General features: G+C 61.1%; 28 protein-coding genes and 2 pseudogenes. 17 read left to right on the plus strand and 13 right to left on the minus strand.

The features are described 5' to 3' along the window. Positions 1–78 precede the first annotated feature (78 nt). From ACFLEY_RS25210 to hspD, 4 genes are all read right to left on the minus strand, one after another. Entirely contained in the window at positions 79–1,311 is a 1,233-nt protein-coding gene (locus tag ACFLEY_RS25210; protein WP_011087973.1) for a glycosyltransferase family 4 protein, read from the minus strand. After that, positions 1,308–1,529, minus strand: coding sequence for a hypothetical protein (locus ACFLEY_RS25215; RefSeq protein ID WP_028160473.1), 222 nt, complete (start codon positions 1,527–1,529; stop codon positions 1,308–1,310). Before ACFLEY_RS25215 ends, ACFLEY_RS25210 begins: the two co-directional genes overlap by 4 nt. A 10-nt stretch (positions 1,530–1,539) precedes the next feature. Further along, on the minus strand, positions 1,540–1,869 hold the full coding sequence (locus ACFLEY_RS25220) for a hypothetical protein (RefSeq protein ID WP_011087974.1): 330 nt from the start codon (positions 1,867–1,869) through the stop codon (positions 1,540–1,542). Positions 1,870–1,936: 67 nt separating this feature from the next. Then, positions 1,937–2,392 (minus strand): small heat shock protein HspD, encoded by a 456-nt coding sequence (gene hspD / locus ACFLEY_RS25225; RefSeq protein ID WP_060912339.1) that lies wholly within the window; start codon positions 2,390–2,392, stop codon positions 1,937–1,939. Positions 2,393–2,873: 481 nt separating this feature from the next. Between hspD and hspE the strand changes: the two genes are divergently transcribed. The 4 genes from hspE (at position 2,874) to ACFLEY_RS25245 (ending at position 5,041) form a co-directional block, all read left to right on the plus strand. Then, positions 2,874–3,326 (plus strand): small heat shock protein HspE, encoded by a 453-nt coding sequence (gene hspE, locus ACFLEY_RS25230; protein WP_028160471.1) that lies wholly within the window; start codon positions 2,874–2,876, stop codon positions 3,324–3,326. 85 nt (positions 3,327–3,411) lie between these two features. After that, a complete protein-coding gene (locus ACFLEY_RS25235; RefSeq protein WP_011087977.1) occupies positions 3,412–3,903 on the plus strand; it encodes an Hsp20/alpha crystallin family protein in 492 nt (163 codons plus the stop codon). 53 nt (positions 3,904–3,956) lie between these two features. Continuing rightward, the gene (locus ACFLEY_RS25240; RefSeq protein WP_011087978.1) at positions 3,957–4,673 is read left to right on the plus strand and encodes an ETC complex I subunit; all 717 of its coding nucleotides are present in this window, start codon (positions 3,957–3,959) and stop codon (positions 4,671–4,673) included. A gap of 44 nt (positions 4,674–4,717) precedes the next feature. Then, positions 4,718–5,041, plus strand: a complete 324-nt coding sequence (locus tag ACFLEY_RS25245; protein ID WP_231166505.1) for a DUF2905 domain-containing protein — start codon at positions 4,718–4,720, stop codon at positions 5,039–5,041. A gap of 79 nt (positions 5,042–5,120) precedes the next feature. Here ACFLEY_RS25245 and ACFLEY_RS25250 read toward each other — a convergent pair whose 3' ends face one another. Then, positions 5,121–5,324 (minus strand): hypothetical protein, encoded by a 204-nt coding sequence (locus tag ACFLEY_RS25250; protein WP_011087980.1) that lies wholly within the window; start codon positions 5,322–5,324, stop codon positions 5,121–5,123. Positions 5,325–5,567: 243 nt separating this feature from the next. On the opposite strand from ACFLEY_RS25250, the gene ACFLEY_RS25255 reads away from it, so the two are divergent. The 10 genes and pseudogenes from ACFLEY_RS25255 to ACFLEY_RS25300 all read left to right on the plus strand — a co-directional run bounded on the left by ACFLEY_RS25255 (position 5,568) and on the right by ACFLEY_RS25300 (position 14,683). After that, positions 5,568–6,632, plus strand: coding sequence for an IS630-like element ISRj1 family transposase (locus ACFLEY_RS25255; RefSeq protein ID WP_026192128.1), 1,065 nt, complete (start codon positions 5,568–5,570; stop codon positions 6,630–6,632). Between the two features lie 85 nt (positions 6,633–6,717). Next, positions 6,718–7,032: a co-chaperone GroES gene (gene groES / locus ACFLEY_RS25260; protein WP_028171493.1), complete on the plus strand. Its 315-nt coding sequence runs from the start codon at positions 6,718–6,720 to the stop codon at positions 7,030–7,032. A gap of 48 nt (positions 7,033–7,080) precedes the next feature. Continuing rightward, positions 7,081–8,702: pseudogene (groL, locus tag ACFLEY_RS25265) on the plus strand (chaperonin GroEL). A 202-nt stretch (positions 8,703–8,904) separates the two neighbouring features. Further along, on the plus strand, positions 8,905–9,252 hold the full coding sequence (locus ACFLEY_RS25270) for a hypothetical protein (protein ID WP_011087984.1): 348 nt from the start codon (positions 8,905–8,907) through the stop codon (positions 9,250–9,252). A gap of 592 nt (positions 9,253–9,844) precedes the next feature. Beyond that, entirely contained in the window at positions 9,845–10,303 is a 459-nt protein-coding gene (gene hspA / locus ACFLEY_RS25275) for a small heat shock protein HspA (RefSeq protein WP_011087986.1), read from the plus strand. Positions 10,304–10,468: 165 nt separating this feature from the next. Continuing rightward, the gene (gene rpoH, locus ACFLEY_RS25280) at positions 10,469–11,395 is read left to right on the plus strand and encodes an RNA polymerase sigma factor RpoH (RefSeq protein ID WP_011087987.1); all 927 of its coding nucleotides are present in this window, start codon (positions 10,469–10,471) and stop codon (positions 11,393–11,395) included. A gap of 525 nt (positions 11,396–11,920) precedes the next feature. Continuing rightward, positions 11,921–12,382, plus strand: coding sequence for a small heat shock protein HspB (gene hspB, locus ACFLEY_RS25285; protein ID WP_011087989.1), 462 nt, complete (start codon positions 11,921–11,923; stop codon positions 12,380–12,382). An 84-nt stretch (positions 12,383–12,466) separates the two neighbouring features. Then, positions 12,467–12,967 (plus strand): Hsp20/alpha crystallin family protein, encoded by a 501-nt coding sequence (locus ACFLEY_RS25290; protein ID WP_011087990.1) that lies wholly within the window; start codon positions 12,467–12,469, stop codon positions 12,965–12,967. A gap of 72 nt (positions 12,968–13,039) precedes the next feature. Beyond that, a complete protein-coding gene (locus ACFLEY_RS25295; protein WP_011087991.1) occupies positions 13,040–14,155 on the plus strand; it encodes a trypsin-like peptidase domain-containing protein in 1,116 nt (371 codons plus the stop codon). A gap of 63 nt (positions 14,156–14,218) precedes the next feature. Continuing rightward, positions 14,219–14,683 carry a hypothetical protein gene (locus ACFLEY_RS25300; RefSeq protein ID WP_011087992.1) on the plus strand — a complete coding sequence of 155 codons (465 nt, stop codon included), beginning with the start codon at positions 14,219–14,221 and terminating at the stop codon, positions 14,681–14,683. A gap of 224 nt (positions 14,684–14,907) precedes the next feature. On the opposite strand, the gene ACFLEY_RS25305 is transcribed toward ACFLEY_RS25300, so the two are convergent. From ACFLEY_RS25305 to ACFLEY_RS25315, 3 genes are read right to left on the minus strand one after another with little or no spacing between them, the layout of a single operon-like run. Beyond that, positions 14,908–15,324: a hypothetical protein gene (locus ACFLEY_RS25305; RefSeq protein ID WP_011087993.1), complete on the minus strand. Its 417-nt coding sequence runs from the start codon at positions 15,322–15,324 to the stop codon at positions 14,908–14,910. Between the two features lie 60 nt (positions 15,325–15,384). Next, on the minus strand, positions 15,385–15,534 hold the full coding sequence (locus ACFLEY_RS25310; protein WP_085966847.1) for a hypothetical protein: 150 nt from the start codon (positions 15,532–15,534) through the stop codon (positions 15,385–15,387). Between the two features lie 11 nt (positions 15,535–15,545). Continuing rightward, on the minus strand, positions 15,546–15,992 hold the full coding sequence (locus ACFLEY_RS25315; protein WP_011087994.1) for a DUF4440 domain-containing protein: 447 nt from the start codon (positions 15,990–15,992) through the stop codon (positions 15,546–15,548). 108 nt (positions 15,993–16,100) lie between these two features. Here ACFLEY_RS25315 and ACFLEY_RS25320 point away from each other — a divergent pair. After that, positions 16,101–16,346: pseudogene (locus ACFLEY_RS25320) on the plus strand (DNA polymerase/3'-5' exonuclease PolX); the annotation flags it as partial. A 223-nt stretch (positions 16,347–16,569) separates the two neighbouring features. Here ACFLEY_RS25320 and ACFLEY_RS25325 read toward each other — a convergent pair. From ACFLEY_RS25325 to ACFLEY_RS25345, 5 genes are all read right to left on the minus strand, one after another. Continuing rightward, on the minus strand, positions 16,570–16,749 hold the full coding sequence (locus ACFLEY_RS25325) for a hypothetical protein (protein WP_038967984.1): 180 nt from the start codon (positions 16,747–16,749) through the stop codon (positions 16,570–16,572). Beyond that, the gene (locus ACFLEY_RS25330) at positions 16,718–17,326 is read right to left on the minus strand and encodes a hypothetical protein (protein ID WP_011087996.1); all 609 of its coding nucleotides are present in this window, start codon (positions 17,324–17,326) and stop codon (positions 16,718–16,720) included. Before ACFLEY_RS25330 ends, ACFLEY_RS25325 begins: the two co-directional genes overlap by 32 nt. An 82-nt stretch (positions 17,327–17,408) precedes the next feature. Then, positions 17,409–17,972, minus strand: a complete 564-nt coding sequence (locus ACFLEY_RS25335; RefSeq protein ID WP_011087997.1) for a hypothetical protein — start codon at positions 17,970–17,972, stop codon at positions 17,409–17,411. Between the two features lie 412 nt (positions 17,973–18,384). Beyond that, positions 18,385–21,432, minus strand: a complete 3,048-nt coding sequence (locus ACFLEY_RS25340; protein WP_171901288.1) for a hypothetical protein — start codon at positions 21,430–21,432, stop codon at positions 18,385–18,387. 13 nt (positions 21,433–21,445) lie between these two features. Continuing rightward, complete coding sequence (locus ACFLEY_RS25345; RefSeq protein WP_011087999.1) at positions 21,446–21,739, minus strand: hypothetical protein; 294 nt, start codon at positions 21,737–21,739, stop codon at positions 21,446–21,448. 245 nt (positions 21,740–21,984) lie between these two features. On the opposite strand from ACFLEY_RS25345, the gene istA reads away from it, so the two are divergent. Both istA and istB read left to right on the plus strand, forming a co-directional pair. Continuing rightward, a complete protein-coding gene (gene istA / locus ACFLEY_RS25350; protein ID WP_100214066.1) occupies positions 21,985–23,742 on the plus strand; it encodes an IS21-like element IS1631 family transposase in 1,758 nt (585 codons plus the stop codon). Positions 23,743–23,746: 4 nt separating this feature from the next. After that, on the plus strand, positions 23,747–24,514 hold the full coding sequence (gene istB, locus ACFLEY_RS25355; RefSeq protein WP_038952109.1) for an IS21-like element IS1631 family helper ATPase IstB: 768 nt from the start codon (positions 23,747–23,749) through the stop codon (positions 24,512–24,514). Positions 24,515–24,559: the final 45 nt, after the last annotated feature.

Below are 24,559 nucleotides of genomic sequence, written 5' to 3' on the forward strand. Positions count from 1 at the left end.
CGCCTCAGGACCAGCCACGGGGAGTGCGGATCTTAGCGCCCTGTGATGGCGATCGCCGGACAAGGACGCCGACGGAATTCAGGCCTCCAGCCCCAGGCTCGCGCCACATCCTGAAGTTCGTTTTTGCTTCGCCCCCGCTGCGCCCTTCCGACGACCTTCTTCGGGTCGCATGATGACCTGTTCAAGCGCATCCAGCCGACCTATCGCGGGCGACCCTTCCAAACTACGCGCGGCCTTCGCGGATAAGGCGGCAACGGCCGAAATCTTGGTCTGCCGCGCAGCGTGGCTACGGAGAATGGAGTGGTAAATTTTCACGTAGTCCGATGCCATGCGACGGGAGGAGAACCGCTCCTCGAAGCGCATCCGGATCGCTTTCCGGTCCAACGCCAACAGCTCTGGAATGGCCTGCACCGCCTCATCGAGGCTTGAGACGATGCGCCCGGTCAGCCCGTCCTCGACGATCTCCGGGACCGATCCGCAGCGGAAGGCAAGCACCGGCGTTCCGCAGGCCATGGCCTCGATCATGACCAGCCCGAACGGCTCGGGCCAATCGATGGGGAAAAGCAATCCGGCCGCCCGGCCGAGAAACTCGGTCTTGGCGCTCTCGTTGATCTCGCCAACGAACTCGACGTCCGTCCCGTTCAAGAGTGGCGCGATGACCTGCTGGAAGTAGGCCTCGTCGACCTTATCAACCTTCGCCGCAATCTTAAGCGGCACGCCCGCAGCCCGCGCAATGGCAATGGCGCGGTCGGGCCGTTTCTCGGGCGAGATGCGACCAAGAAACGCAAGGTAGCCGCCCGCCGACGTCCAGGTCGACTTGTGAAGATCGACCGGGATGCCGTGATATACGGTTCCGACGAATTTCGCGCTGGGCAATGGCGCCCGTTGCGCGTTGGAGATGGAGATCAGCGGCATCTCCGAAAACCAGCGATAGAACGGCATGTGATCGGCAAGGTCCTGCCGGCCATGCAGCGTCGTCACTGTCCGTCCGGACTCCGATCGGAACAGAGGAAAGTGCAAGTAGTCGACGTGAAAGTGCAGGATGTCGAAATCGTCAGCGCGCTCCCGCACCTTGTCGAGCATCAGCGCGTGATGCGGGATCGGGTCGCGGGCGTCCGGATCGAGGCGCAACGCCCGGGGCACGCACGGAACGAGTTCGGCGGAGGTGATGGAATCGCCGCTGGCGAAAAGCGTGACCTGATGACCTTGCCTGATCAGCTCCTCGGTCAAATATGAAACGACCCGCTCCGTTCCGCCATACAGCCGTGGCGGGACGCTCTCGAAGAGCGGCGCAATCTGCGCGATCCTCATTCATTCCTCCCGTACAGCCAGTCACACCCGTTAAAGGCCGACGCCAGTTCAGTGGCCCCGAGCGCGGGGATGACCCGCGAGCCGTCGGTCTGGACGTGGCGCGCCTGCACGGGCTTCTTTCTGTCGATGCTCCAGGTCTTCGCATCCTGTTGCAACCGGCTCGTCCAGCGCTGCTCCAGACGGTCGATTACGTAACGGGGTAGACGGATATCTTCCATGGGATCCTCCTCACGCCGCCAGCACCCGCGACGTGGAAAACCGTCGCTTTGGCTTTCCGCCGGGCGGATTTCGCGGATTGCGTGGGCCGCCATCCAGATCGCATAATGCATCCAGGATGGCATCGATGCTGACAGGCGCCTTCAGTCCATGGGGCGCACGAAGCCCCGGACATGACGCAATCGCCGAAGCGTCGGAAGCCCAGGAGGCGAGGATCGCCCGCTTCTCGGCCAGCGAAAGCGACGGATGCCTAACCACGTCCTTGGGATGCTCGAAGACGGTGCCGGGGTGCAGGAGCGCTTGGAAGTCGAAGACGTTGTCGGTGGCGGTCGTCGGCCGCATGTTTTCCTCCCTTCGAAGACGAGTGGATGGACGGCCCGTAGACCGGGCCGCCGCAATACGTACTGGTTCAAGCCGCCCTGGATTCGAGCTTGTGCAGGTTGTCCGGCGTCGCTCCATTGATGGCGATCCGTCGCGGCTTCATGGCCTCGGGAATCTCCCGGACGAGTTCGATCTTGAGCAGACCGTTGTCGAAGGACGCGTTCTTGACCTGAACGTAGTCGGCCAGGTTGAACTGGCGCTTGAACGCGCGGGTCGAGATGCCGCGGTACATAAATTTGCGTTCAGTCTTGTCCGTCTTGTTGCCCTCGATCGTCACGACGTTCTGCTCGGCCGTCACCGAGATTTCGTCGGGAGAGAAGCCGGCCACCGCGAGCGAAATCTGGTAGCGATCGTCGCCGAGCCGTTCGATGTTGTAGGGCGGGTAATTGTCCTCGGTCGCGCGCTGGGCGGATTCAGCGAGGTCGAAAAGGCGGTCGAAACCGATGGTCGAACGCCAGAGCGGTGAGAAGTCGTAACTGCGCATAGCCAGATCCTCCACGGAGCAAAATGGTTACGAGCGGCACCGGACACGACCGGTGCCCGTCTCTGGATTCGCCGAGCCCGTCAGGCGCCCGGAGAGCCGCCCTGCGGCGGCGACTCGAAAATTAGAGAAACCGAGTTTGGTTTCAAGGGAGGGCCGGAAAATTTTCAGCCATCCGGGGCCGTCTAGATAACGGGCTTCCGCAGTGCCACCAGGGCGGGGCTACATGAGGCCCGCTCCGAGTCTTTGCCCGTCGTCGGCCGACGCGGCGATGTTCGACTTTCCAGGAGCCTTCGTGTGGCATGACCGGTCGTTCGGCCGGTCGCTTCTCTGTCCTACACTCCTCTTGAAACAAAATCGCCCCATCCTAGTTTTTGTGCAGCCACGCGGGAGCGTGGCGCCGGATGCCTCTCGGGTCCGGCAGACGCCATCGGGCAGAATCCGATGTTGCTCCTATCCATATTGCTCAGAGGAGGATGTGGTTATGAGAACCTACGATCTATCACCCTTCTGGCGTTCGACCATCGGGTTCGACCGCCTCTTAAATCTGGTGAACGATACGGTAGACAACGGCGACACTTACCCGCCGTATGATATCGAGCGCACCAGCGAGGACCAGTACCGGATTTCGCTGGCGCTGGTCGGCTTCACCCCGGACGACGTGGCGATCACCGCAGAGCGCTCGACGCTCACGGTCGAAGGCCGCAAGACCGACGAGGATGAACGCGACTACCTGTATCGTGGAATCTCCGTCCGGCCCTTCCGGCGCGTATTCAACCTGGCCGACTACGTCCAGGTCAAGGACGCGACGTTCGAAGACGGCCTGCTCAGGATTGCCCTGACTCGGGAAATGCCGGAGGCGCTGAAGCCGCGTCAAATCGCGATCGACGTTGCCGGCAACGACCACCAGAGGAGCGATCGGACGCAGGCGGCCTGACACTGGCTGCTGCCCATCGAACCGCTGCGCGGCTAGGTCCGCGCTGCGGACTGCTGACGACCAAACCCAAGAAAGGAGGACCACAATGGCACTACGCGAACTCATTCCGTGGAACAACGGCTCCCGCAATCTGCCTGCGCGACGCACCGAGGTAGACAACCCGTTTCTCTCGCTGCATCGCGAGATGAATCGGCTGTTCGACGACGTGTTTCGCGGCGTCGATATCGGCCAGTTCGCCCCGCCGGCGACAATGGGGTGGCCGAGCGTCGAGTTCAACGAGACCGACAAGGAAGTGAAAGTTATCGCCGAGCTTCCCGGCATCGAACAGAAAGACGTCGAGGTCGAACTTGCCGACGGCGTGCTGACGATCAGCGGCGAGAAGAAGAGCGAAACGAAAGACAAGGAGCGTCGCTTCAGCGAGCGCTACTACGGACGTTTCGAGCGGCGCATTCCCGTCGACGACGTCGACCAGGATAAAGTCGCCGCGTCCTTCAAGGACGGGATCCTCACCGTCACGCTGCCGAAGTCGCCTACGGAACAGCGGAAGGTGAAAAGGATCGCAATCAACGGAAAGTAAGACGAAGCGGACGGGAGCCCAGCTCCCGCCCGCCCGGCTCGAAGGAGGCGTTCATGAACGTCACGCCTTTATCGGCACATTCGGACTTTACGGCGCGCCGGCCCGTCCCGGAGCCGGTGGTGACGAAGTCGGTATTTCCGGCGGATGCGCAGGCCGTGATCTACAAGCCTACCCCCTCGCCGATGACTTCGGGACGTGCGCGCGCCCAGCGCTGGACGCTGCGTTTCGAGCGCCGCTCGGCCCCGTACATCGAACCCCTGATGGGTTGGACCGGCGACGACGATCCCCTCTCGCAGGTCGAACTTTCGTTCCCGTCCGCCGAAGCCGCCATCGCATATGCGCGCCGCCAAGGTCTGCAATACTCAGTGGAGGGCTTGCCGGCGCAGGGGGCGAAGCCGCGCCTGATTTCGGACAATCCCGACGTTGAGGGCCCAGCCGCCAGCCAGCAGCGCCGCCGGCGGCTGGAATGGATTGAGCGGACCCTTGGGCGGGAGGTGATCCGCCACGGGTTCGGGCCTGGGGCTGAACCTGCCGAGAGCTACGCGGATCCGCACCAGGTGCTGCTGGACAGCAATCTGTCGCCAACGCGAAAGCGCGACATCCTGCGGCGCTGGGCTCTTCATGCCTCTCAGATTGAGACGGAGCACTCGAAAGGCAACTTGCTGGCGACGCCTTCCCATCTCCAGGAGGTGATCGACGCGCTACTCGATCTCGAGGAGCCGCAGATTACGGAAGCATCCTTCGAGCATGTCGACAGAAAGGCAAGCTGACTTCGAGCGCAGGTGGTCGGCCCGCTCACGGCGGGGCGCCTAACTTGGCAAAGGCCTATCGCACTCAAGCGGACGTGTTGAAGGCTAAGCGAAAGCAGGAAAAGAAGCGACGACGACCCAGGCATCTGAAATTGGCCTTTGATCTTCAAGCCGCAGGATCGGCAACAATGGCGCGCTTTCTGATTACTCTCGGCATTGTAAGTCTAATGGCCGGCCTGCTGTGGCCTTATCTCAGCCGGATCGGTCTGGGTCGGTTGCCCGGCGACGTCGTGATCGAACGGGAGAGTATGACGTTCTATTTCCCTTTGATGACATGTTTGCTTTTGAGCGCAGTGCTCAGCCTGGTCTATTGGGTCCTGAACCGCTGAAGAGCGCAGCCCAAGCGGAGCTTGGTCTGGCCATGCGTGCACCTCGCCGGTGCTTCTGGCACCGCGCCTCAGTTTGCCTTCATCTGAAATTGGCGATCGAATGGTGCTTCGCCGGCGCCATCTCCAAAGGACTCGATGCAGCGACTTGCGGGCTTGGCGGCTCAATCTCCGCCGGTTTTGACCCGTCGGACGAACCCAGAATGTACAGGAGGCCGGCGACCAACATGAGACCTGCGCACAGCACCGCCAGACCAGCAGTCACCACGTCGCGATAGTCGTCCATGTTCGTCGTTCTTGGCGGGTTCTACATTCGCTGACGCCTCAATCCGCAGTCAGCTCCGGAGCGAGGGCGATGAATGGAAGATCTCTTTCCAATTAACTGGTCGAGCCAAATCCGCCGTTCAAGACCGCGGTTGGCAGTCAGACGGCCGGAGTGACAAAAATTTTTAAAAGACCTCTTGAACGGCCGTTTTTCGGATCCTAGTACCCACTTTTCTTGGAACGTGAGTCGTGATTCAAGGTCGGGATGATACCCGAAGCAAGAGAAGTCCACCTTTCGAGGAAAGATCGCAAGGTGCTTGAGGCGTGCTGTCGCTCACCGGTGACGTTGCAGCGCGATTTGAAGCGGGCGCGGATAGTTCTGTTGGCGGCGGATGGGCGCAGCACCCGGTCGATCGCCAAGGAAGTTGGGGTCCAGCCGCGGATTGTCAGCCTTTGGCGGCATCGCTATGCCGACCATGGCCTTGAAGGGCTGCAAGACAAGCCGCGGCCTGGCAAGCAGCCGATCTATACGAAGACGACCGACAAGCGGATTCTGAAGCTGCTGGATAAGCCGCCACCGCAAGGGTTTGCGCGCTGGACCGGCCCCCTGCTGGCCGAGGCGCTGGGCGATGTCGATGTCCAATATGTCTGGCGGTTCCTGCGCAGCCACAAGATTGACCTGGTGGCTCGCAAGTCCTGGTGCGAGAGCAACGACCCGAACTTTACGGCCAAAGCCGCCGATGTTGTCGGCCTCTATGTCGCGCCGCCGGCGAAGGCCATTGTGCTGTGCGTGGACGAGAAGCCCTCGATCCAGGCTTTGGAGCGAGCGCAGGGTTATCTGAAGTTGCCCAATGGCCGCGCCTTGACCGGCCAAAGCCACGATTACAAGCGGCATGGCACCACAACATTGTTTGCGGCGCTCGAAGTCGCCACCGGAAAGATCATCGCGACCCATTCAAAACGCCGGCGCCGCGTCGAGTTTCTCGATTTCATGAACAGCGTCACCGCGGCTTTTCCGAACCGCAAGCTTCACGTCATCCTCGACAACCTCAACACCCATAAAAAGAACGAGGACTGGCTCAAGGCCCACCCCAACGTGCAATTTCATTTCACGCCGACAAGTGCGTCATGGCTCAATCAGGTCGAAGTATGGTTTTCCATCTTGCAGGGGCAGTCGCTCAGCGGCACCTCCTTCACGAGCCTCAAGCAGCTTCAGGAACACATCGATGCCTACGTCAACGCATACAACGACAGAGCCGAGCCCTTCGTCTGGACCAAGAAAAAGGTCCGTCAACGCCGTTTCAAAGGCCGCCGTATCACTCAGCTCTGATTCCGGGTACTAGGTCGTTTTCGCCCGGGGGCCGGTTGCCCGGACCCGGTTTTTGGACATCGCTGAACTGACATGGAGGATGTGTATGCATTTCCGCCCGCTGCACGACCGCGTGCTTGTGCGCCGCATTGATGCCGAGGAAAAGACCGCCGGCGGCATCATCATTCCCGACACCGCAAAGGAGAAGCCGCAGGAAGGCGAGATCATCGCCGCGGGCTCCGGTGGCAGAAACGAGCAAGGCCAGTTGATCCCGATCGATGTCAAGCCGGGAGACCGCGTTTTGTTCGGCAAATGGTCGGGTACTGAAGTGAAGATCGACGGCCAGGACTACTTGATCATGAAGGAGAGCGATCTTCTGGGCGTGGTCGACAAGACCGGCTCGGTCAAGAAGGCCGCCTGAGCACAACTTGCGAAGCCGACAGTCATTGAGGAGAGAGGAGCAACGAACATGGCTGCCAAGGAAGTGAAATTCTCCACAGACGCCCGTGACCGGGTGTTGCGGGGAGTGGATACGCTGGCGAATGCGGTCAAGGTCACGCTCGGCCCCAAGGGGCGGAATGTCGTGATCGAGAAATCCTTCGGTGCGCCGCGCATCACCAAGGATGGCGTGACCGTCGCCAAGGAGATCGAACTGGAGGACAAGTTCGAGAACATGGGCGCGCAGATGGTGCGGGAGGTCGCCTCCAAGACGAGTGACCTCGCAGGCGACGGGACGACCACCGCGACCGTACTGGCCCAGGCCATCGTCAAGGAAGGCGCGAAATCCGTCGCCGCCGGCATGAACCCGATGGACCTCAAGCGCGGCATCGATCTGGCCGTAGAAGCCATCGTCAATGATTTGAAGGCGCACGCCAAAAAAGTCACCACCAACGAGGAGATCGCCCAGATCGCGACCATCTCGGCCAATGGCGATATTGAGATCGGCCGCTTTCTCGCCGACGCCATGCAGAAGGTCGGTAACGACGGGGTCATCACCGTCGAGGAGGCCAAGAGCCTCGATACCGAGCTCGAGGTGGTCGAAGGCATGCAGTTCGATCGCGGCTATGCGTCACCCTACTTCGTCACCAATGCCGAGAAGATGCGGGTCGAGTTCGAAGACCCCTACATCCTCATCCATGAGAAGAAGCTGTCGACCCTGCAGTCCATGCTGCCGCTGCTCGAAGCCGTCGTGCAGTCCGGCAAGCCGCTGCTCGTCGTTGCCGAGGATGTCGAAGGTGAAGCGCTCGCGACCCTCGTCGTCAACCGGCTGCGCGGCGGGTTGAAGGTCGCGGCCGTGAAGGCGCCCGGCTTCGGCGATCGCCGCAAGGCCATGCTGGAGGACATCGCGATCCTGACGGGTGGCCAGGCGATCTCGGAGGATCTCGGCATCAAGCTCGAGAACGTCACGCTCAAGATGCTCGGCCGCGCCAAGAAGGTCGTCATCGACAAGGAGAACACGACCATCGTCAACGGTGCGGGGTCCAAGAAGGACATCGAGGCCCGCGTCACCCAGATCAAGATGCAGATCGAGGAGACTACCTCCGACTACGATCGCGAGAAGTTGCAGGAGCGGCTTGCGAAGCTCGCCGGCGGCGTCGCGGTGATCCGCGTTGGTGGCGCGACCGAAGTCGAGGTCAAGGAACGCAAGGATCGCGTCGATGACGCGATGCACGCGACCAGGGCGGCAGTCGAGGAAGGCATCCTGCCCGGCGGCGGCGTCGCGCTGCTGCGCGGCCTGAAGGCGCTCGATGCCATCAAGACCGTGAATGCCGACCAGAAGGCCGGCGTCGACATCGTGCGCCGCGCGATCCAGGTGCCGGCGCGGCAGATTGTGCAGAACGCTGCGAAGACGGCTCGCTGGTGGTCGGTAAGCTGCTGGAGAACTCCAGCTACAATTGGGGCTTCAATGCCGCCAGCGGCGAATACCAGGACCTGGCGAAGGCAGGCGTGATCGATCCCGCCAAGGTCGTTCGCACCGCGTTGCAGGATGCGGCTTCCGTCGCCGCGCTGCTGATCACGACGGAAGCGCTGATCGCCGAGAAGCCGAAGAAGTCCGAGCCGGCGCCCGCAGCGCCGCCGATGGACTTCTAGTCAAGATCGAGCCCGGCCGCCACCGGCCGGGCTCAACCACTAACCAAAAGAGAAAGGAACGCAAAGCACAAGGAGACCCAGATGAGCACACGCATGCAATCTCGATCGCGCAAGAGCGGGGCGACTGTAATGCATTGGCTCATGTTCGCCCTCAGCCTTCTCACGATCGCCTGGATCAGTTTTCGACCGATTGGAGGATGAGATGATCAGAGATCAAGCCATTGTCTCCGCTCATGCGGAGAACCGCAAACAAGCCTTCGGACAGCGCGTGGTCCGCGGGATTCTCACGGCCTCGATGACAGCGGTCCTGGTCCTGCCGTCGCTGGCGGCTTGGGGGGTGGATGGCCCGCGCAGCAAGCCGGAGTCGGGGCAGGTTTTCGGGACGATCGCGCTGCCGCCGATCCCGTATCTGGATTCGATGCCCTGGTTGACGTGGGGCGCCGGCGTGAACACGTTGAAGGTCGACATGCTCCTTTCACCGATCCTGGACCCATCGGGAATCAAGCTTATGCCGGAAGACCGCAATAGGGAGAGACCAGCGATCGGCTAGTTTCATTCACTCACCGGGATGCGATCTCGACCGATTGCGCTGATCGCATCCCCCGGCCGGCTCCCCCCTCGCTATTCGATCATGTCGGACGTACTGACCAGCGTCCGGTTTCCGCCTGAGACGCTCGTATTTGAGCGGGCCGCCAGGGTCCGATCCTTCGTGGTTGAGGGCCAACGCAGAGCAATCGAGCATTGCGGCGACTTCTCAAAGCACAGGATCTCGCTGCAGAACATCGCCAAAGGCTCACCCGGTTGGTCGAACTGGCCGAAGCGGAATTGCAGCGTTTACACGCCTGACGATCGAACTCAGTACGATATTGCCGCATCGCTTACCGACGCAGGGGCGTCTGGTAAGGCCCCTGAAGACCCCTCGATGGCTTTGCCTAATTTTGAAGACGTGCTCCGTGGCTCGGTAACATTGGGTTAGTTTTCGGACAAAAATTCTCCGCTCTCTACTTGAAACCGAAAGGCGATTTGCTAGTTTTCTGCTCGCCGCGACAAGCGGTCCGGGCGCCCTAGGGGCCCGGCGGAGACGGGCGCCGGAGGTGTCCGACGCCTGCTCGTACCCATCTTGCTCCTTGGAGGATTTGGCTATGAGGACTTACAACATCAGCCCCCTGTGGCGATCAACTATCGGCTTCGACCGCGTGTTCGATCTGGTCGACGCGGCCCGGCACACCGCCGGCGAAGCCAACTACCCACCCTGCAATGTAGAACGCCTGTCTGACGACCGGTATCGGATTTCGCTGGCTTTGGCCGGTTTCTCCCCCGATGAAATCACCGTGACGGCCGAACAGAGCGTGCTCACCATCGAAGGTCGCAAGGGCGAAAAAGGACGGCGGGACTTCGTCTATCGAGGCATCTCGTCGCGACCTTTCAAGCGGCAGTTCGGTCTGGCTGCCCACGTCCGGGTCGAGGGAGCACGGTTCGACAACGGCCTGCTGCAGATCGAGTTGGTTCGCGAGATTCCGGACGCCATGAAGCCTCGCCGGATCCCGATTGACAATCTGGCCGCATCCGACGTCCAGCAGATCGAGCGCGAAGCGGCCTGACGGCTTGGTTGTTCGACGGGCTCACCACAAGGCCGAGCCGCTTACCGGCCGCCGCACCTGTGCCGGCGTGTCCGTGCGCGTGCCCCTCGATCAAGCGAGATCGAGCCGGTCGATTGAGGCCCGATGAAACGAGTCCAATTCCTTAGCTCTAATGGGGTTTGCAAGATGTTTAACAATGCCGCTCTACCTGCCCCGTCTGTCGACGCTGGGCTGTCGAAATATCTAGTCGAGATCCGTAAGTTTCCCTTGCTCACGCCCGAGCAGGAGCTCGCCTACGCAAGGCGCTGGCGCGAGCACCGGGATCGCGACGCAGCGTACCACCTGGTGACCAGTCATCTCAGGCTCGTCGCCAAGATAGCGATGCGCTATCGCGGTTACGGCCTCCCGATCGCGGAAATTGTCTCGGAAGGAAACATTGGCTTGATGCAGGCTGTGAGGCGGTTTGATCCGGATCGGGGCGTTCGCCTTGCCACCTATGCGATGTGGTGGATCAGGGCCTCCATCCAGGAGTACATCCTGCGGTCCTGGTCGCTGGTCAAGATCGCCGCGAGCGCCAGCCAGAAAAAGCTTTTCTTCAAACTGCGGAGGGCCAAAAGCGCGATCTCTGCGCTACAGGACGGCGATTTGCGTCCGGAGCAGGTCAGGCTAATTGCTGAGCGTCTCAAGGTGGCTGAACGAGACGTTGTCGCCATGGACCGCCGCCTGCGTGGAGACGCTTCCTTGAATGTACCGATCCACGACGAGGATGAGGGCGGACAAACGTTGGATTGGCTTGTCGATCCCGCGCCGACTTGTGAAATCACGTTGGCCGAGGAGCAGGAGGCCAAGCAGCGTCGTCTGGCCCTCGCTAACGCCCTCGCCAACCTCAACGCTCGCGAACGCAACATCTTCACCGCGCGCTGGCTGAACGAGGAGTCGACGACCCTTGAAGAACTTGCCGCGGAATATGGAGTATCCCGCGAACGGGTTCGCCAGATCGAGGAGCGAGCGTTTCAAAAGGTAAAGGCTGCGATGCTGACAAGTCGACATGAGGCCAATGGCCCGCCGTCTTCCCGCGCGAAAGAAATGAAGCAGGGGGTGGCGCGGGCCTAAGCCCGCAAAAAGATCACTGGACCGATCGCCATGTTTACTCCGTTGGTCATTCTTCTCGTGATGGCAAACACAGCCGCAGCGACTGGAGCAGTCGTTGTCGCCTTGCAGGCCGCGATGTTCGAGACAGGTTGTGCGGCTCGCCGGCGTTGACGGTGGAGGGAGCCGGCATCGCCAACACCGACTTGTCTTGACAACAGGTGGGATTGCGGGCGCAGCATGAGAGGCGGATCCCGTATCCTCTCCAATTCGCGGACGTCGAAAGCCAGACACGCGGTAGTTATGACTTGGTGAGCCGGAAAGTGATCGCTCTTCGCGAGAATCCGGGCGACCGCGAGCAAAACCATATCGGCGGATTCCCCGGTCGCTGAAAATCGTTGATCGCCCACTTGAAATCGAATCGGCTTTTTCTAATTTTTAGCGTGCCGCGACAAGCGGTCCGGGCGCCCTTCGGGGGCCCGGCGGAGACGGGCGCCGGAGGTGTCCGACGCCTGCTCGTACCCATCTTGCTCAGTGGAGGATTTGGCTATGAGGACCACCTACGATTTCGCTCCCCTTTGGCGGTCGACCATCGGCTTTGACCGTCTGTTCGATCTTGTGGACGCCGCGCAACAGGCCGGCACGGAGGATAACTATCCCCCATGCAACGTCGAGCGACTGAGCGAAGACCGCTACCAGATTTCGCTGGCGGTGGCTGGCTTCTCGGCCGATGAAATCGCGATCACCGCAGAACAAAGCGTGTTGACGGTCGAAGGCCGGAAGTCGGAAAAACAGCAGCGCGAGTTCCTGTACCAGGGAATTTCGTCTCGGCCCTTTAAGCGGCAGTTCAATCTGGCGGACTATGTCCAGGTCAAGGGAGCCTCGTTCGACAACGGCTTGCTGCAGATCGAACTGGTGCGCGAGATCCCCGAGGCCATGAAGCCGCGCCGGATTTCGATCAGCGGTTCGTCCGCTTCGAACGTCCGGCAGATCGACGGCAAGGCGGCCTGACCGCCACGCAACGCGCACATCAGCGAAGAACAGACTTCCGCGGCGATTCGCGGCGGAAGTCGCCTGAATTGAGGAGAACACACCATGGGTATCAAGGACCTCATTCCGTGGAATAACGGCGGACGAGAGGTCGGCATTCACCGCGGAGCCGATGTGAATCCGTTTCTTACATTGCATCGCGAGATGAACCGGATGTTCGACGAGGTATTCCGCGGCTTTGATCTTGCGCCGTTCGGATCGAGCCGGGGACTGAGCGGGCTCGGCTGGCCCCAGATCGACATCGATGAAACGGACAAGGAGGTGCGCATCACCGCTGAGCTGCCCGGCCTGGAGGAGAAGGACGTCAGTCTCGAAATCGCGAATGGAGTTCTTTCGATCTCCGGCGAGAAAAAATCCGAATCGGAAGACAAGGCACGTCGTTTCAGCGAACGATACTACGGCCGATTCGAACGGCGTATCCCGCTGGAGGGCATCGACGAGGACAAAGTCTCGGCCGCGTTCAAGAACGGCGTCCTGACCATAACCGTGCCGAAATCCGCCGAAGCCAAAAATGTCCGCCGCATCGCGATCAATCGCAATGGCTGACACTTTCCAACGTCCGGGCGTGCGATCGTCGGGACGTTGGAATTCCCCCTCTACAAAACTCGTTTACTCACCATGTCGAAGAACTCATCAGTAATAAAGGATCGACGGTTCGCCGCAGTCTTGCTCCTTTGCGCCTCTATCGCGTGGTCGCCCGTGCTCGCACAGGTTCCGGACATCAGGGGCGGCCAAATCCCGACCCTTGCGCCTGTGGTAAGGGAAACCACCCCTTCGGTCGTCAACATTTCGGTGCACGCCCGGGTCAAGGAGGACAATCCGCTCTACCGCGATCCCGTCTTTCGAGAGTTTTTTGATCTTCCCAAGCAGCTTGAAAAGGAAGTCCAGGCAACCGGCTCGGGCGTAATCGTCGACGCCGAACGCGGCTATGTACTCACCGCCAATCACGTCGTTGCGCAGATCTCTAAGGCCCAAGTCACGACCAAAGACGGACGAAAGTTCGACGCAAAATTGGTTGGGCGTGACCCTGCAACCGACGTTGCCGTTCTTCAACTGCAAGGACTAAGAGGTAACCTCAAGGCCATCCCGTTGGGTGACAGCGATCGGATCGAGGTCGGTGATTTCGTGATCGCGATCGGGAACCCCTTCGGCTTGGGTCAGACCGTAACTTCGGGAATTGTCAGCGCCCTCGGCCGAACCGGCCTTGGCAAGCAAGGGTATGAGGACTTCATCCAGACCGACGCATCCATTAATCCCGGAAATTCGGGCGGCGCCCTGATTAACCTGAGGGGACAACTTGTCGGGATCAATACGGCGATCATTTCTCCGGGCGGGGGTAACGTCGGAATCGGATTCGCTGTGCCGATCAACATGGCCCGCCGCGTCATGGAGCAGCTTGTTCAATACGGCGAAGTTCGTCGCGGCCAGATCGGCATATCCATCCGCGATCTTGGAGTCGATCTTGCGGCCAAGGAGAGCTATCAAGGGGCGCTGATCGCGGAGATTGCCAGTGGTTCGCCGGCGGAGCAAGCGGGGCTGCAAAAGGGCGACATCGTGAAGGCTGTCGATGGCACGCCGATCCGGAGCGCGTCCCAGCTTCGCAATTTGATTGGCCTTACCCCAGTCGGTAGCCGCGTCGAGCTTCGGTTCGAACGCAATGGCGCTGCTCGCAGCGCGAGCGTCGAGGTGGGTCCAGCAAAAGCTGTGCCCGTGAGACGCACGGCCGATCAATGATAACGAATGGCGCGGCGACGGGTTTTCAAAGCAGTACGGCATGAGTACTCGGGGGAGATGTAGGTGGTCAAGGATCGCAAGAGTGAAGAAGAACTGCGCCAGATGATGCTGGCGGCCGCTCGCAAGCACGAAGAGTGCGGCGAGTTGGAGGATCTTTTCATATTTGGTCCTACGCCGCGCCCCGATGCAAATTGGGGCTTTGGGATCGCCGGAAAGGACAACAAGGTATCCGTGGCCTGTTATGCGCGCCTCGACCAGATTGCCAGTGACCTGCAGGCTAAATACGAACTGCATCCGGTTAGGGCGAGCCGACGCGACATCGAAGCAAGGGTTTGGTCCCTGGTGCGTGACCATCCAACGCTCGGGGCGTCACTGTCGCGCACCGGAGGCGCTTACGAAGTCGCCACGTTCAGGGAACTGGAGGGTCGACCGAATTGGACAATGGAATGGCTCACTGATGATCGGCTGGCTAAAGCTGCCTTCGAACGGGTCGTCAGGTCCGTTCAAACGCAAATTGAGCTGGAATAAGCTGTTGCTCCTACGGTTTGAGGCGCTGGAGACCATTTGCCGGAAGCTCCCCGCGGCGTCGATCAAGAAACCCGCAAATACGTTGTCCAAGCGCTCCTGCGGGCCGCGAACGGCCATGCCAATCTGGGCGAGGCGGAGGCCGTCGCCCGGGAGGGCGTTGCGGGAAGCTGACGGCAAATCGGTGACGGACGACGCCTTCTTACGCTGGCCTGAGATGGGCTCCGTTACGAAGCCTTGGCCCTTGCCCGCGCTGCGACCAGATCGCGTCGACGCCGCTTCTGGTCCCGCTTGCGTCGGCCCGTCGCGACGGGGGATGCCGCCGGTGTCGCCGCAGGCGTCGAGGCATCGGTCGCCCGGATGGGAGGCTGCTCGGTAGCCGGCACGGCAACCGGCCGCGCCTCCATGATCTCGAGAACGGCGCGGCCTTTCTCGGTGATACGCCAGCCGCCGTCGAGCCTCTCGACGAGACCTTGCGAGAAGATGTCCAGCTCGGGCACGCGCGCAGCCAGCCGCTTGGTGCGTTCGGCCCAGTCACGTCCGCTGGTCGCCAGAATCGCCATGTCGCGCTTGAGGTCGGCCATGACGGCGAAGCCGTCCGGATAGCTCACCAGGATTTTCAGGACCGTGACCTGAAAATTCATCCCCGCCCCCTGCGCTCAGCGCCATATGGTTGGCGCCCAGGGCTTTGCGCCCGGCTCGCCTCAATCGTTCGTGGAGATTTCGCCCTTCGTTGCGGCTTCCAAAATCTTCGAAGCGAGGTGCGCGCGCATCCCGATCTCGCACCCCGAGATGCTCTTGCAGACTTCATCGAGGACCGCACGCAAGAGTGCTGTGGTAGGCGCGTCGAACATTAGGCGACCTCCTACTTCGGAGGCGGCGGCTTGGGCATCGCCGACAGCAAACGAATCTTGAGCTTGCCGCCCTCGGTCACGTAGGTCGCCGTCCAGATACCTCCCGTCTCGATGGGCGCGCCGTTCTGATTTTTGCCTGCGAGGCGGTACGCCCCTATGGCAAGCGCCATGTCCGACCCCAGCGGCCATGCCTGGTCGACCGTGATCTCCTCGTGGTCGAACCCAGCCTTGAACGCGCCTTGGTAGAATTCCGCGATGTCGGAACGCGGACCGGCCGGATTGACGTGGATCCCGCCCGCCGCGAACAGGGCGGCAATTCCCGCACCGTCCTGCTTGTTGAAGCTTGCAGCATATTCCGAAGCGATCGCTTCGACCTTCTGCTTCGGATCACCGTCAGCGGCCATTGCTGACAGCGAAACGATCGCAACGAAGAGGCATGAGAAGCAGGCCCGCAGCATCGCAATTCCTCCCTGAAAATGGACATCAAAAAAGCTCGACCCAGAACAAGGATCAATTTGACATCAAATACGGATGGTCGGCAATCGTCGAGACCGCTGCGGTGCAGCATCAACGCCCACCCATGGCGCCTCGATCTGGATTGGCGCTGGCACCAGGCCGCCCTCGACTTCGGCTGCATGCTCAGCATCAATCCGGACGCGCACTCGATCCCGGAGCTCGACCACATGCACTGGGGCGTCGAGATGGCCCGGAAGGGCGGCATTCCCGCCGACCGTGTCCTGAACGCGATGACGCTTCCGGAGATCACGCGCTACCTCCGCCAGAAGCGGCGCTCGCTCGCCCGGGCGGCCTAATGTCGCCAGCGCACGATGGCTCGCTGGAGGGAAATGTGGTTGCGGTCGCCACGGATCGCGGTCACGATTTCAGCAAAATTCCGCACATCGTGCTAGTGGCCCATGCGTAGAAGGCGACGTCCACGTCAGCGCGTTCGCAGCACCGGTACCTTGCCCGCCGCCAGCCTCGCCTACCCAATCTCCAACACAAGCGCCACTCACCCGCAAACTGTGGCAAGTCATTTCAGTGAAAGGTTGGTGCCAGCCGTGACCAGCCGGCGCGCCGCATGCCCTCGCGGAAGGCTCGCAAGATGAGCGCGAGGGTCTCGGCCTCGGTCAGCATTTCCACTTCGCCATTCGAATGAATACGAAAGCCAACGCGCGACTCACTTTCAAGCGACGTCCGGGTCTTCTTTGTCATCATGATCGCCTTTATGGGTTTCGTCGATCTGGCTCACAAGGCCCGCAGCCGTCATACGCGCAGCAGTCCAGGCCGGATCGGCAATTTCTTCGAGGGCTGCGCGAACAGCATCATCCACAACCTTGAAACATTCTTCCTGCCGACGCATAGCGAGCAAATAGGCGGTCTCGCCAGGTAAGTTGAGCAGTCGATTGCGCATGCCGACGAGACTTTGCTCCAGACAACGGCAGACGGATTCAAGCTGCACAAGTTGGCCTGCTTCGAAAGCGTCCTGGCGTTCCTCGCGGCGACGTTTCGCGGCCACAAGGCGCGTGCGCTCCTCGGTTAGCCTGCTACCGGCAGCACCGCCGCGACCGGCGGCGACGGACCGCAGATGCGCCAAAACCTCTCGACGGACCTGATCGAGATCATACTTCCCGGAAGGCTGCCGGGTGATCACGCCCTCGGCGAGGTAAGAATCAAACTGTGAGCGCGAGCAGCAAATATGAGCTGCCGCCTGAGCTATCGTCGCCATTTTCCTACTGACCCCTAATTTTGTACCATACAGTACAAATATCGTGCGCGCAAGTGCGACCCGCATGTGCCCGGGTCCGACAGGGACCCGCGCCGTTCGATAGGTCCCGATCTGGAGTTCCAGACCGGGAAGACGATTGGTGTGTAACTTATTGTGCGCGCCACCACTCGGCCTTGGCCTCGGCCTCCGCTTTCGGCATGTAGAGAATGCCCGGTGAGTTCGCTGACAGTTTGCCCTCCTCGTCCAGGTGATGATAGGCGACGCGGTGGAAGACAATTTTCACTAAGCAACGATCGATCGACTTCGGAATCGCCGTCCGGTAGAAATTCTCGAAGACGGTGAAGAAACCCAGCTCTTTTAAGAGAATGAATTCCGTTTCGAAGCCACGGGCTTTGCAGAAGCTGAAGTCGATGGCGTACACGAAGGCATCGTCTGCTTCACCGTCCATCATTTCTTGATCTTGAAGCGCGCTCACGACTGCCAGCGCGCAATCATGAAGCTGCGGATCCGGGAACGTTACCAGGTGAGGAAAGTTCTGCGCAAACAATTCAGCCTGACGCACCTCGAACCAGAGTTCCTCTGCCTCCACTACCTTCAGCAGCCACTTCGCGAAGTCGGGGAGCCAAGGAAACTCCATCAAGACGTGAAAATTCTTGACGGGCGGCATTTTCAGCCGATCGCCCTTCATTGTGACGACGTTGTACGTGTTCATTTGACCCTCTTCTCATCGGGACTCTGTCGAGCGGCCATGACGCGTCCCATCGTCATACCGAGCGCAGCGGGGAATCCGCCGCACCTGTTCCGAAAACGCTTGCTTGGGGAAAGGGGGAATGTGGGGAATGTTAGAGCCCCGCTGCTATGAAAAATTCTCGAACCAGCGAGAACTCACTCCCAAAATTCGCGCATTTCCCTGCGACGAGGCTGTAAACTTTCCCCTCTTTCCCCTCTTTCCCCTCTTTCCCCTTCGACATCTCGCGTCAGTTCGGATCCGAAAAAGGATCATCGTCACAATCGCCGGACTTCGCAGGCGACCGCCGATCGTCAGCCGCCCGCCGGATCTCGATCCGATATAGATTCTGCTGATGACCAGGGACGCGGCGCAGGAACGCGACGCGGTCTTCGATTCATGTTGGACGGCCGGTCAAATGCTTCTGGAAGAGCTTGCCGATGCCCTGTGCCGTCGCCTTATCGACCGCTTTCTGTGCCAACTCCGCCAAACCGTCCGCAAGCTCAGCGGCATCCTCGTCGGTCGCCAGATTGTAGTCCGACAAAAGCGAGGCCACTGACCGCGCGGTGAACTGCTCCTCACCAAACCGCGTCCAAAGGGCGGTCAGGACGCGCGACGTCGTGCTCGCTTCCTCGTCCTGGGCCTCGCCGGCTAAGAGGAGTTTGCCGCAATCGAAGTCAATGCCGACCAAAGCTGCCGCGTATTCAACCGGCCACCCGGCCAAGTTCCACCAGCTCTTGAAGCGCGTTTTCGCCTGTTGATCACTCGGCCGGTTCTGAATGCCGGCAACCAGAATCAAATAGAGCGCCCGAAGAACACGCGCGCGGTTCGCCTGCGTCCAGCCCACGGGATCGCTGTGCTTGAAATCGCGATTCTCAGGATCGGGCCGATCGACGTTCAACGACAGGACGAATGACCGGCTTGCCATGTCGCCACGAGGCGCGATCGAGTTGCCGGTGAAGACCTGGATGGTCGACGCCGGCACGGTCTCGAAAAGGGAAACGCCCAGCACGCGATCTGAGATCTCGGGCGCAGTGAGCGCGGCCTCGATATGGGGACAGCTGATCGTGGATCCACGACTGATGTTATCCCAGATCAACACACCGACAGCTTGACGCAGATACGAAAACAGCGCTTTTTTCCGCTCCTCCGCGTTATCCGACCAGGCCGCCGCCGCAGCAGGTCGGCCAAGAATTGCCGCGACGATCATCTGAATCAACGTCGTTTTGCCGCCACCGCGCTGGCCCGCCGTGACGAAGAACGCCGGACGCTCGGGAAGCAGCGCGCGCTGCAGCAGGGTGATTGCGAGAACAATGACGACACATTTGCCGGCATCATCGAGAGCCACATCAACGAGCCATTCACGCATCAGAAATTCCAGCGCCACGCGAGCCTCGTCGTCCGTCGGCTTGCCGGCAGGCAAGCACGCTCGCAGGGCGGGATCGATGCGATGCACAACACCGAGAGCCCGGTCGAGGCCGTTTCCGTCGATCACTCGTCCGGTTGCAGTCACGAGCGGCGCCTGATTGATCCCGCGAACAACGGGCATCTCGCTGTCTGCATAGTCAAAGAACGCTTTGATGAACGGCAATGGCGTTGCCGCGAAATAGTTAGGTCCATCTTCGCAGACCTTCTCCCAGCGGAGATACTTCTCGATCAGCATCTGCAGGCTGCTCGCCGTCAACTCGGTGATCACCGGCTGGGTCGGCGCCTTCATCAGCTCATCGGGGCGAGCGGTCGCGTTTGCCGAACCGGACGTCAAAAGATGGAGAGCCCATGGCTCCTTTTCGTCGATCCGAACAGGAACACCGTTTGCGTTGCGCATCGGGGGCTCGGGGCTGTCGTCTTTTGCGAGAACATCGTCGATGAAGGTGACCGTCGGCAGCAATTCCTCATTTGCATACGGAAGCGGACGAACGATACGGCCATCGGTCGTCGCCTCCGCAAAAACTTCCCGCGCCTGGCTCTTTCGCGCAGCGAGCTCGTTCTTCATTCGCGCCTTGATTGTACGCACGCTCGCGCCAGCCGCCTTTGCTACCGACGCAGCAAAGTCGTCGAGCTCGTCCAGCTCGAGCCTGGCTTGAGCAAGAATCGCCATCGCGTGATCTACCATGCCGGCGGCGGGTCCGGCGGTGACGATCGCCTTTGCTGATGCCAGATCGTAACGCAGGTAATAGAGCGAACGACCATGCGCAAATGAGTGGATCACGAGATCGCCCTCGCCTCCTCCCAACACCATGGCTTTGCCGCGACCGTACGACACGCCCTCCAGCGGATCGGCAAGCGTTTCATTCACGTAACGCTCCGGCGTCGCCAGCACGGCGCCGACGGTGACGCTACCAAGGCGATCGAACTCCAACTCAATGTCGGGATAGAGCACGCCCTGGTGCCGCGCTTTGATCAAACGCAACGCGGTAGCGATCGGCGTGCCTGACCGAGCTGAGATGGCCTTGGCGAGATCTTGGTCGCGCTTGTTCGCGACCTCGGCAGCGGCTTTGCTCAAAGCTCGCTTGCTGTCAGCCTTGGCCAGGCTGATCCGGTGCCGGTCGTACTCGGTCGGCGGCGGCACGACGCGGCTGGAGTCAATCGCCTGGCCGTCAAAGACGCGAGGCTCTCGCTTCGAAGAGTTCTGGACCAGCGGCGGGACGAGCAAGGGAGTACCCTCGAAGCACAAGCGCTCGCCAAAGCCCACCATGCGATCCACGATGCTCCGTTCGAGCAATTGGCCGGCGCGGCCGATCATGTACCAGCCGTATCCATTCAGCCAGCATTTATCGTGCAGATCGCGCAAGAAGCGCTCGATGTCGCCGCCGTCAGCGACGAGCAAGTAGTGATGCTCACCATCCGAGCCGGGGATCAAATCACCGGTGTCCGCACGAGACAGCCCCGCGCTCGTGCTGGCGCGGCTCACGCGGGCGGCACGCGCGAGGTCGGGAGCCACCGTGAGCAGGCACTCCCACATACCGCTGTTGGAAGCGATCTTGGCTTTGACTTCCGGAGGCATGCCCTTGGTATCAAAATCAATCAAAAGCCAAGAGGGCACGCCCGACCGATAGTCGATGAAGTCGCGGGTCCGGGCAATGCAACCAGGGCTCTCGTTGACTCGGTCTTTCGTGACGATGTGGACGGGATCGGCGATGTTCTTCGCCAGCGAGCCGAGCGCAATCGCTTGATTGGGACGACAAGCGACGATGATGCGCGCAAGCATAGCCGCGGTGGCGGCGAATGCGCGCGTAGCCATACCCTTGCTCATCCAGCATTTCGAGCCGTCGCTGTTCAACGAGCCGTCGTCATTCAACGACAGCCGCTTCGACATCAGCGACGGTTCGTCCATTTTCGTGATCAAGGTCAGTTGTGCGCCGGCCAAGTTGGTCTGACCGGCGACGTCGTCGTCGCTTTGCGTGACGTCGTCAGCTGACTGCGGAACAGAGTCAGGAGTGCTCATTGTCGCTCCGCGACTACTTGTGCAAACGCGCGTCAGTTTCGCGTTCACGGATCGCGGCGAGCTTCTCCTGGTGAACCGCGCGATCTTCGGCAACGCGCAGTTCGACAGCACGCTCCAGCACATCCCCCGCATTACGCAGCGCGCGGATGAGGTTGGTGAAGAATGTTTGCGACCAGCTGTCCGTCGGCGCACAGGTCAGCGCCATACTGGTGATGCGCTCAATGTCGCGACAGGCACTGCGCACGAAGCGATGCAACGGGATCGGCGGCTTCGGCTTGCGGCCGCGCGGGACGACGGTGAAACCCATGAGATGGAGACCTCGGCTCTTAGGGGGTCGTCAACCCTGCATCATCACCGCTCGCGGGTGACCAAGTCAGGACCGGATGCGACCCCGGTTTCAGATAGAAAAAACCTCGCCGCGCTGAGTCGACGAGGTTTCTCATTGCCCCGTGGGTCGGTCAAAATCCCCCGGGTATGGTCACTTGAAACTCCCCCACCTGATGATCGCCGTCAGCGCCGCTGAACAGCAGTAGCCGGTCAGGCAGGACGTTTATGTTCGACCCCTTTAGCCAGCAAGGGGCCGGGGAGTTGAACGTCTTGAAGCGACATCTGCAAAGCACCGTACTTACATTACTTGATCGCAACACCAGCCAGCGCGAGATTCACCGGCTGACGGGTGTCGATCGCAAGACGATCCGGCGTTATCAGGCGCTGCGGGCCGGTGCGGAGGCAAATTCCCCCGGGGAAGTGACCACCGGCTCGGTGAGCGCGGACGGCCAAATTCCTCCACCCCGACCACCGGCTTTTGGGACATCGGAAGCGACGGTCACCAGCAGCCTGGCCCGTTCGGCTTGCGAAGCGCATCGGACGTGGATCGAAGAACAGGTCCGGCTGAAGCGGAACGCGCAGGCGATTTACCAGGACCTGGTTGATCAATTTGGCTTTCCGTCCAGCTACCAGAGTGTCAAGCGGTTTGTGCGCCGGTTGCGGCACGCTGATCCTGAGCAGTTTGATCGTCTTGAGTTCCTCCCCGGCGAGGAAGCTCAGGTCGACTATGGCGAGGGCGCGCCGACGGTTGATCCGAAGAGCGGGCGGTACCGTCGTCCCCGCCTGTTCGTGATGACGCTACGCTACTCGCGGCGCAGCTTCCGGCGGGTAGTCTGGAAGTCCAGCCAACAAGTCTGGGCGCAGCTCCACGAAGAGGCGTTCCGGTATTTTGGCGGGGTCCCCAGCTATGTCGTGCTCGACAACCTGAAGGAAGGCGTCCTCAAGCCGGATTTGTACGAGCCCCAGCTCAACCCGATTTACAGCGCGATGCTGGCTCATTACGCCGTGGTCGCCGATCCCGCGCGCGTGGCCGATCCAAATCGGAAAGGATGCGTCGAGAATGCGATTCAACATACCCAGGGCACTGCGCTGGCCGGACGGCGCTTCGAGACGCTGGAGGCGCAAAACGAGTTCTTGAGGCACTGGGAGGAGAACTGGGCTTCCAAACGCATCCACGGCAGCACGCGCCGTCAGGTCGAGGCGATGTTCCAGGAAGAGAAGCCGCACCTGCGGCCGCTGCCTGTCGCTCCCTTCCGCATCTTCACCGAAGTCGTCCGGACTGTCTGCGACGACACCACCGTACGCGTCGACAACAGCTATTACGCCGCGCGGCCCGCGCCGATCGGCAGCCAGGTCGTCGTGCGCATCTACACCACCACGATCGAGATCCGTGATCGCCACACCCGTGCGCTGCTGCGTGTTCATTCCCGGATGGCGCACCCCGGTTCTGTCGTCCTGCCGACCAGCGAACGGCCGTTCAACCCGTCGCGGCAAACCGCCGTGCTGCTGGCGAGCGCCGAGCGCATCGGACCGCAGACCAGGGCCTTGTGCCAGCAGGTGTTCGACACCGAAGGGCGCCCCGGACAGCGCGCGATGTGGGGCATTGTCGGGCTGGGCCGGAAGTATCCGGCGCGGCTGGTCGAGCAGGCCTGCGCGCACGCCATCGACAACCGCATCTACCGCTACAAGCACGTGCGTGCGACCGTCGAGCGGTTGTTCGAACAGGCGATCGAGCAGGTTGGAGTGACGCCACAGCCGGCATCGCCGCTCACCCAGGATCATCCGCTGATCCGTACCCCCGCGGAATACGGCGACCTCTTCAGCCGCGCTGTGCGGCGCGACGCCGACGACAATGGTCGGCAGGCCGAGGCTCACGACGATCACGCCACGGCAATCCGCGCTCGTGTCGCCTGCGCAACCCCGGCCAACTCCGGCGCCACGAGCGCTCCCGCTGCACCTTCTCACCTTAAACTGGAGACCTAGCCACATGATGACCATGCCGGAAATTGAGCGTTGCCTACGACAGCTGCGCCTGTCGGGTGTCCGCGACACGCTGCAGACGCGCGTGCTCCAGGCGCAGGGCGCCAACCAGCCCTTCCTCGAGACCTTCTCCCTTATCCTGCAGGATGAACTGGACCGTCGTCAGTCCCGTCTTATCGAGCGGCGATACCAGCAATCCGGGCTCGACGAAAAGCTGACGCTCGCCGAGTTCGACTGGTCCTTCAATCCCAAACTGCCACGTCAGACCTGCTTCCAGCTCCACACCCTGGCGTTCATTGCCGCTGGCGAGAACGCTCTGCTTGTTGGCAAACCTGGCACCGGGAAGTCGCACATCGCCAAGGCGATTGCCTATCAGGCGATCCTGCAAAGCCACAAGGTCCAGTATCTTGAGACCGACGACTTCTTTCACCGCTACGCCCTGAACTCTCCGGCACAACGCGAGGTCCGGCTGCGAACCATCATCGACTGCGATCTCCTCGTGCTGGACGATCTATTCCTCGCACGCGCCATCCCCGACGACGCCGGCACTTTGCTGCAGACCCTGATCCATCAGCGTTACAAACTGCGCCGCAGCGTCATCGTCACCTCCAATCGCGTCGTGCAGGATTGGGGGGCATACCTTGGGGACAACACTATGAGCACGACGATCCTCGATCGCCTTATGCATCATTGCCATCTGCTTGAGTTCGACGGACGCAGCTATCGGCTCAAAGAAGCCGCTGAAGCTCTTGCCCGGGAAACAAACTCAAACTAACAGTCCCTTGTCCTGCCTCGCGGGTGGAGGAATTTGACTGACCAC

Source organism: Bradyrhizobium sp. YCK136 (assembly GCF_044570075.1).
GTDB classification, from domain to species: domain Bacteria; phylum Pseudomonadota; class Alphaproteobacteria; order Rhizobiales; family Xanthobacteraceae; genus Bradyrhizobium; species Bradyrhizobium diazoefficiens.

Bases quoted from the DNA above. Each gene is read 5' to 3' on its own strand.
- ACFLEY_RS25335 (WP_011087997.1), bottom strand. From the start codon at position 17,972: ATGAACACGTACAACGTCGTCACAATGAAGGGCGATCGGCTGAAAATG.
- hspE (WP_028160471.1), top strand. From the start codon at position 2,874: ATGAGAACCTACGATCTATCACCCTTCTGGCGTTCGACCATCGGGTTC.
- hspD (WP_060912339.1), bottom strand. From the start codon at position 2,392: ATGCGCAGTTACGACTTCTCACCGCTCTGGCGTTCGACCATCGGTTTC.
- ACFLEY_RS25255 (WP_026192128.1), top strand. From the start codon at position 5,568: ATGATACCCGAAGCAAGAGAAGTCCACCTTTCGAGGAAAGATCGCAAG.
- hspB (WP_011087989.1), top strand. From the start codon at position 11,921: ATGAGGACCACCTACGATTTCGCTCCCCTTTGGCGGTCGACCATCGGC.
- ACFLEY_RS25340 (WP_171901288.1), bottom strand. From the start codon at position 21,432: ATGAGCACTCCTGACTCTGTTCCGCAGTCAGCTGACGACGTCACGCAA.
- ACFLEY_RS25330 (WP_011087996.1), bottom strand. From the start codon at position 17,326: ATGCGGGTCGCACTTGCGCGCACGATATTTGTACTGTATGGTACAAAA.
- rpoH (WP_011087987.1), top strand. From the start codon at position 10,469: ATGTTTAACAATGCCGCTCTACCTGCCCCGTCTGTCGACGCTGGGCTG.
- groES (WP_028171493.1), top strand. From the start codon at position 6,718: ATGCATTTCCGCCCGCTGCACGACCGCGTGCTTGTGCGCCGCATTGAT.
- ACFLEY_RS25240 (WP_011087978.1), top strand. From the start codon at position 3,957: ATGAACGTCACGCCTTTATCGGCACATTCGGACTTTACGGCGCGCCGG.
- ACFLEY_RS25210 (WP_011087973.1), bottom strand. From the start codon at position 1,311: ATGAGGATCGCGCAGATTGCGCCGCTCTTCGAGAGCGTCCCGCCACGG.
- ACFLEY_RS25305 (WP_011087993.1), bottom strand. From the start codon at position 15,324: ATGAATTTTCAGGTCACGGTCCTGAAAATCCTGGTGAGCTATCCGGAC.
- ACFLEY_RS25270 (WP_011087984.1), top strand. From the start codon at position 8,905: ATGATCAGAGATCAAGCCATTGTCTCCGCTCATGCGGAGAACCGCAAA.
- hspA (WP_011087986.1), top strand. From the start codon at position 9,845: ATGAGGACTTACAACATCAGCCCCCTGTGGCGATCAACTATCGGCTTC.
- ACFLEY_RS25220 (WP_011087974.1), bottom strand. From the start codon at position 1,869: ATGCGGCCGACGACCGCCACCGACAACGTCTTCGACTTCCAAGCGCTC.
- ACFLEY_RS25295 (WP_011087991.1), top strand. From the start codon at position 13,040: ATGTCGAAGAACTCATCAGTAATAAAGGATCGACGGTTCGCCGCAGTC.
- istB (WP_038952109.1), top strand. From the start codon at position 23,747: ATGATGACCATGCCGGAAATTGAGCGTTGCCTACGACAGCTGCGCCTG.
- ACFLEY_RS25235 (WP_011087977.1), top strand. From the start codon at position 3,412: ATGGCACTACGCGAACTCATTCCGTGGAACAACGGCTCCCGCAATCTG.
- ACFLEY_RS25310 (WP_085966847.1), bottom strand. From the start codon at position 15,534: ATGTTCGACGCGCCTACCACAGCACTCTTGCGTGCGGTCCTCGATGAA.
- istA (WP_100214066.1), top strand. From the start codon at position 21,985: ATGTTCGACCCCTTTAGCCAGCAAGGGGCCGGGGAGTTGAACGTCTTG.
- ACFLEY_RS25325 (WP_038967984.1), bottom strand. From the start codon at position 16,749: ATGATGACAAAGAAGACCCGGACGTCGCTTGAAAGTGAGTCGCGCGTT.
- ACFLEY_RS25345 (WP_011087999.1), bottom strand. From the start codon at position 21,739: ATGGGTTTCACCGTCGTCCCGCGCGGCCGCAAGCCGAAGCCGCCGATC.
- ACFLEY_RS25215 (WP_028160473.1), bottom strand. From the start codon at position 1,529: ATGGAAGATATCCGTCTACCCCGTTACGTAATCGACCGTCTGGAGCAG.
- ACFLEY_RS25290 (WP_011087990.1), top strand. From the start codon at position 12,467: ATGGGTATCAAGGACCTCATTCCGTGGAATAACGGCGGACGAGAGGTC.
- ACFLEY_RS25250 (WP_011087980.1), bottom strand. From the start codon at position 5,324: ATGGACGACTATCGCGACGTGGTGACTGCTGGTCTGGCGGTGCTGTGC.
- ACFLEY_RS25315 (WP_011087994.1), bottom strand. From the start codon at position 15,992: ATGCTGCGGGCCTGCTTCTCATGCCTCTTCGTTGCGATCGTTTCGCTG.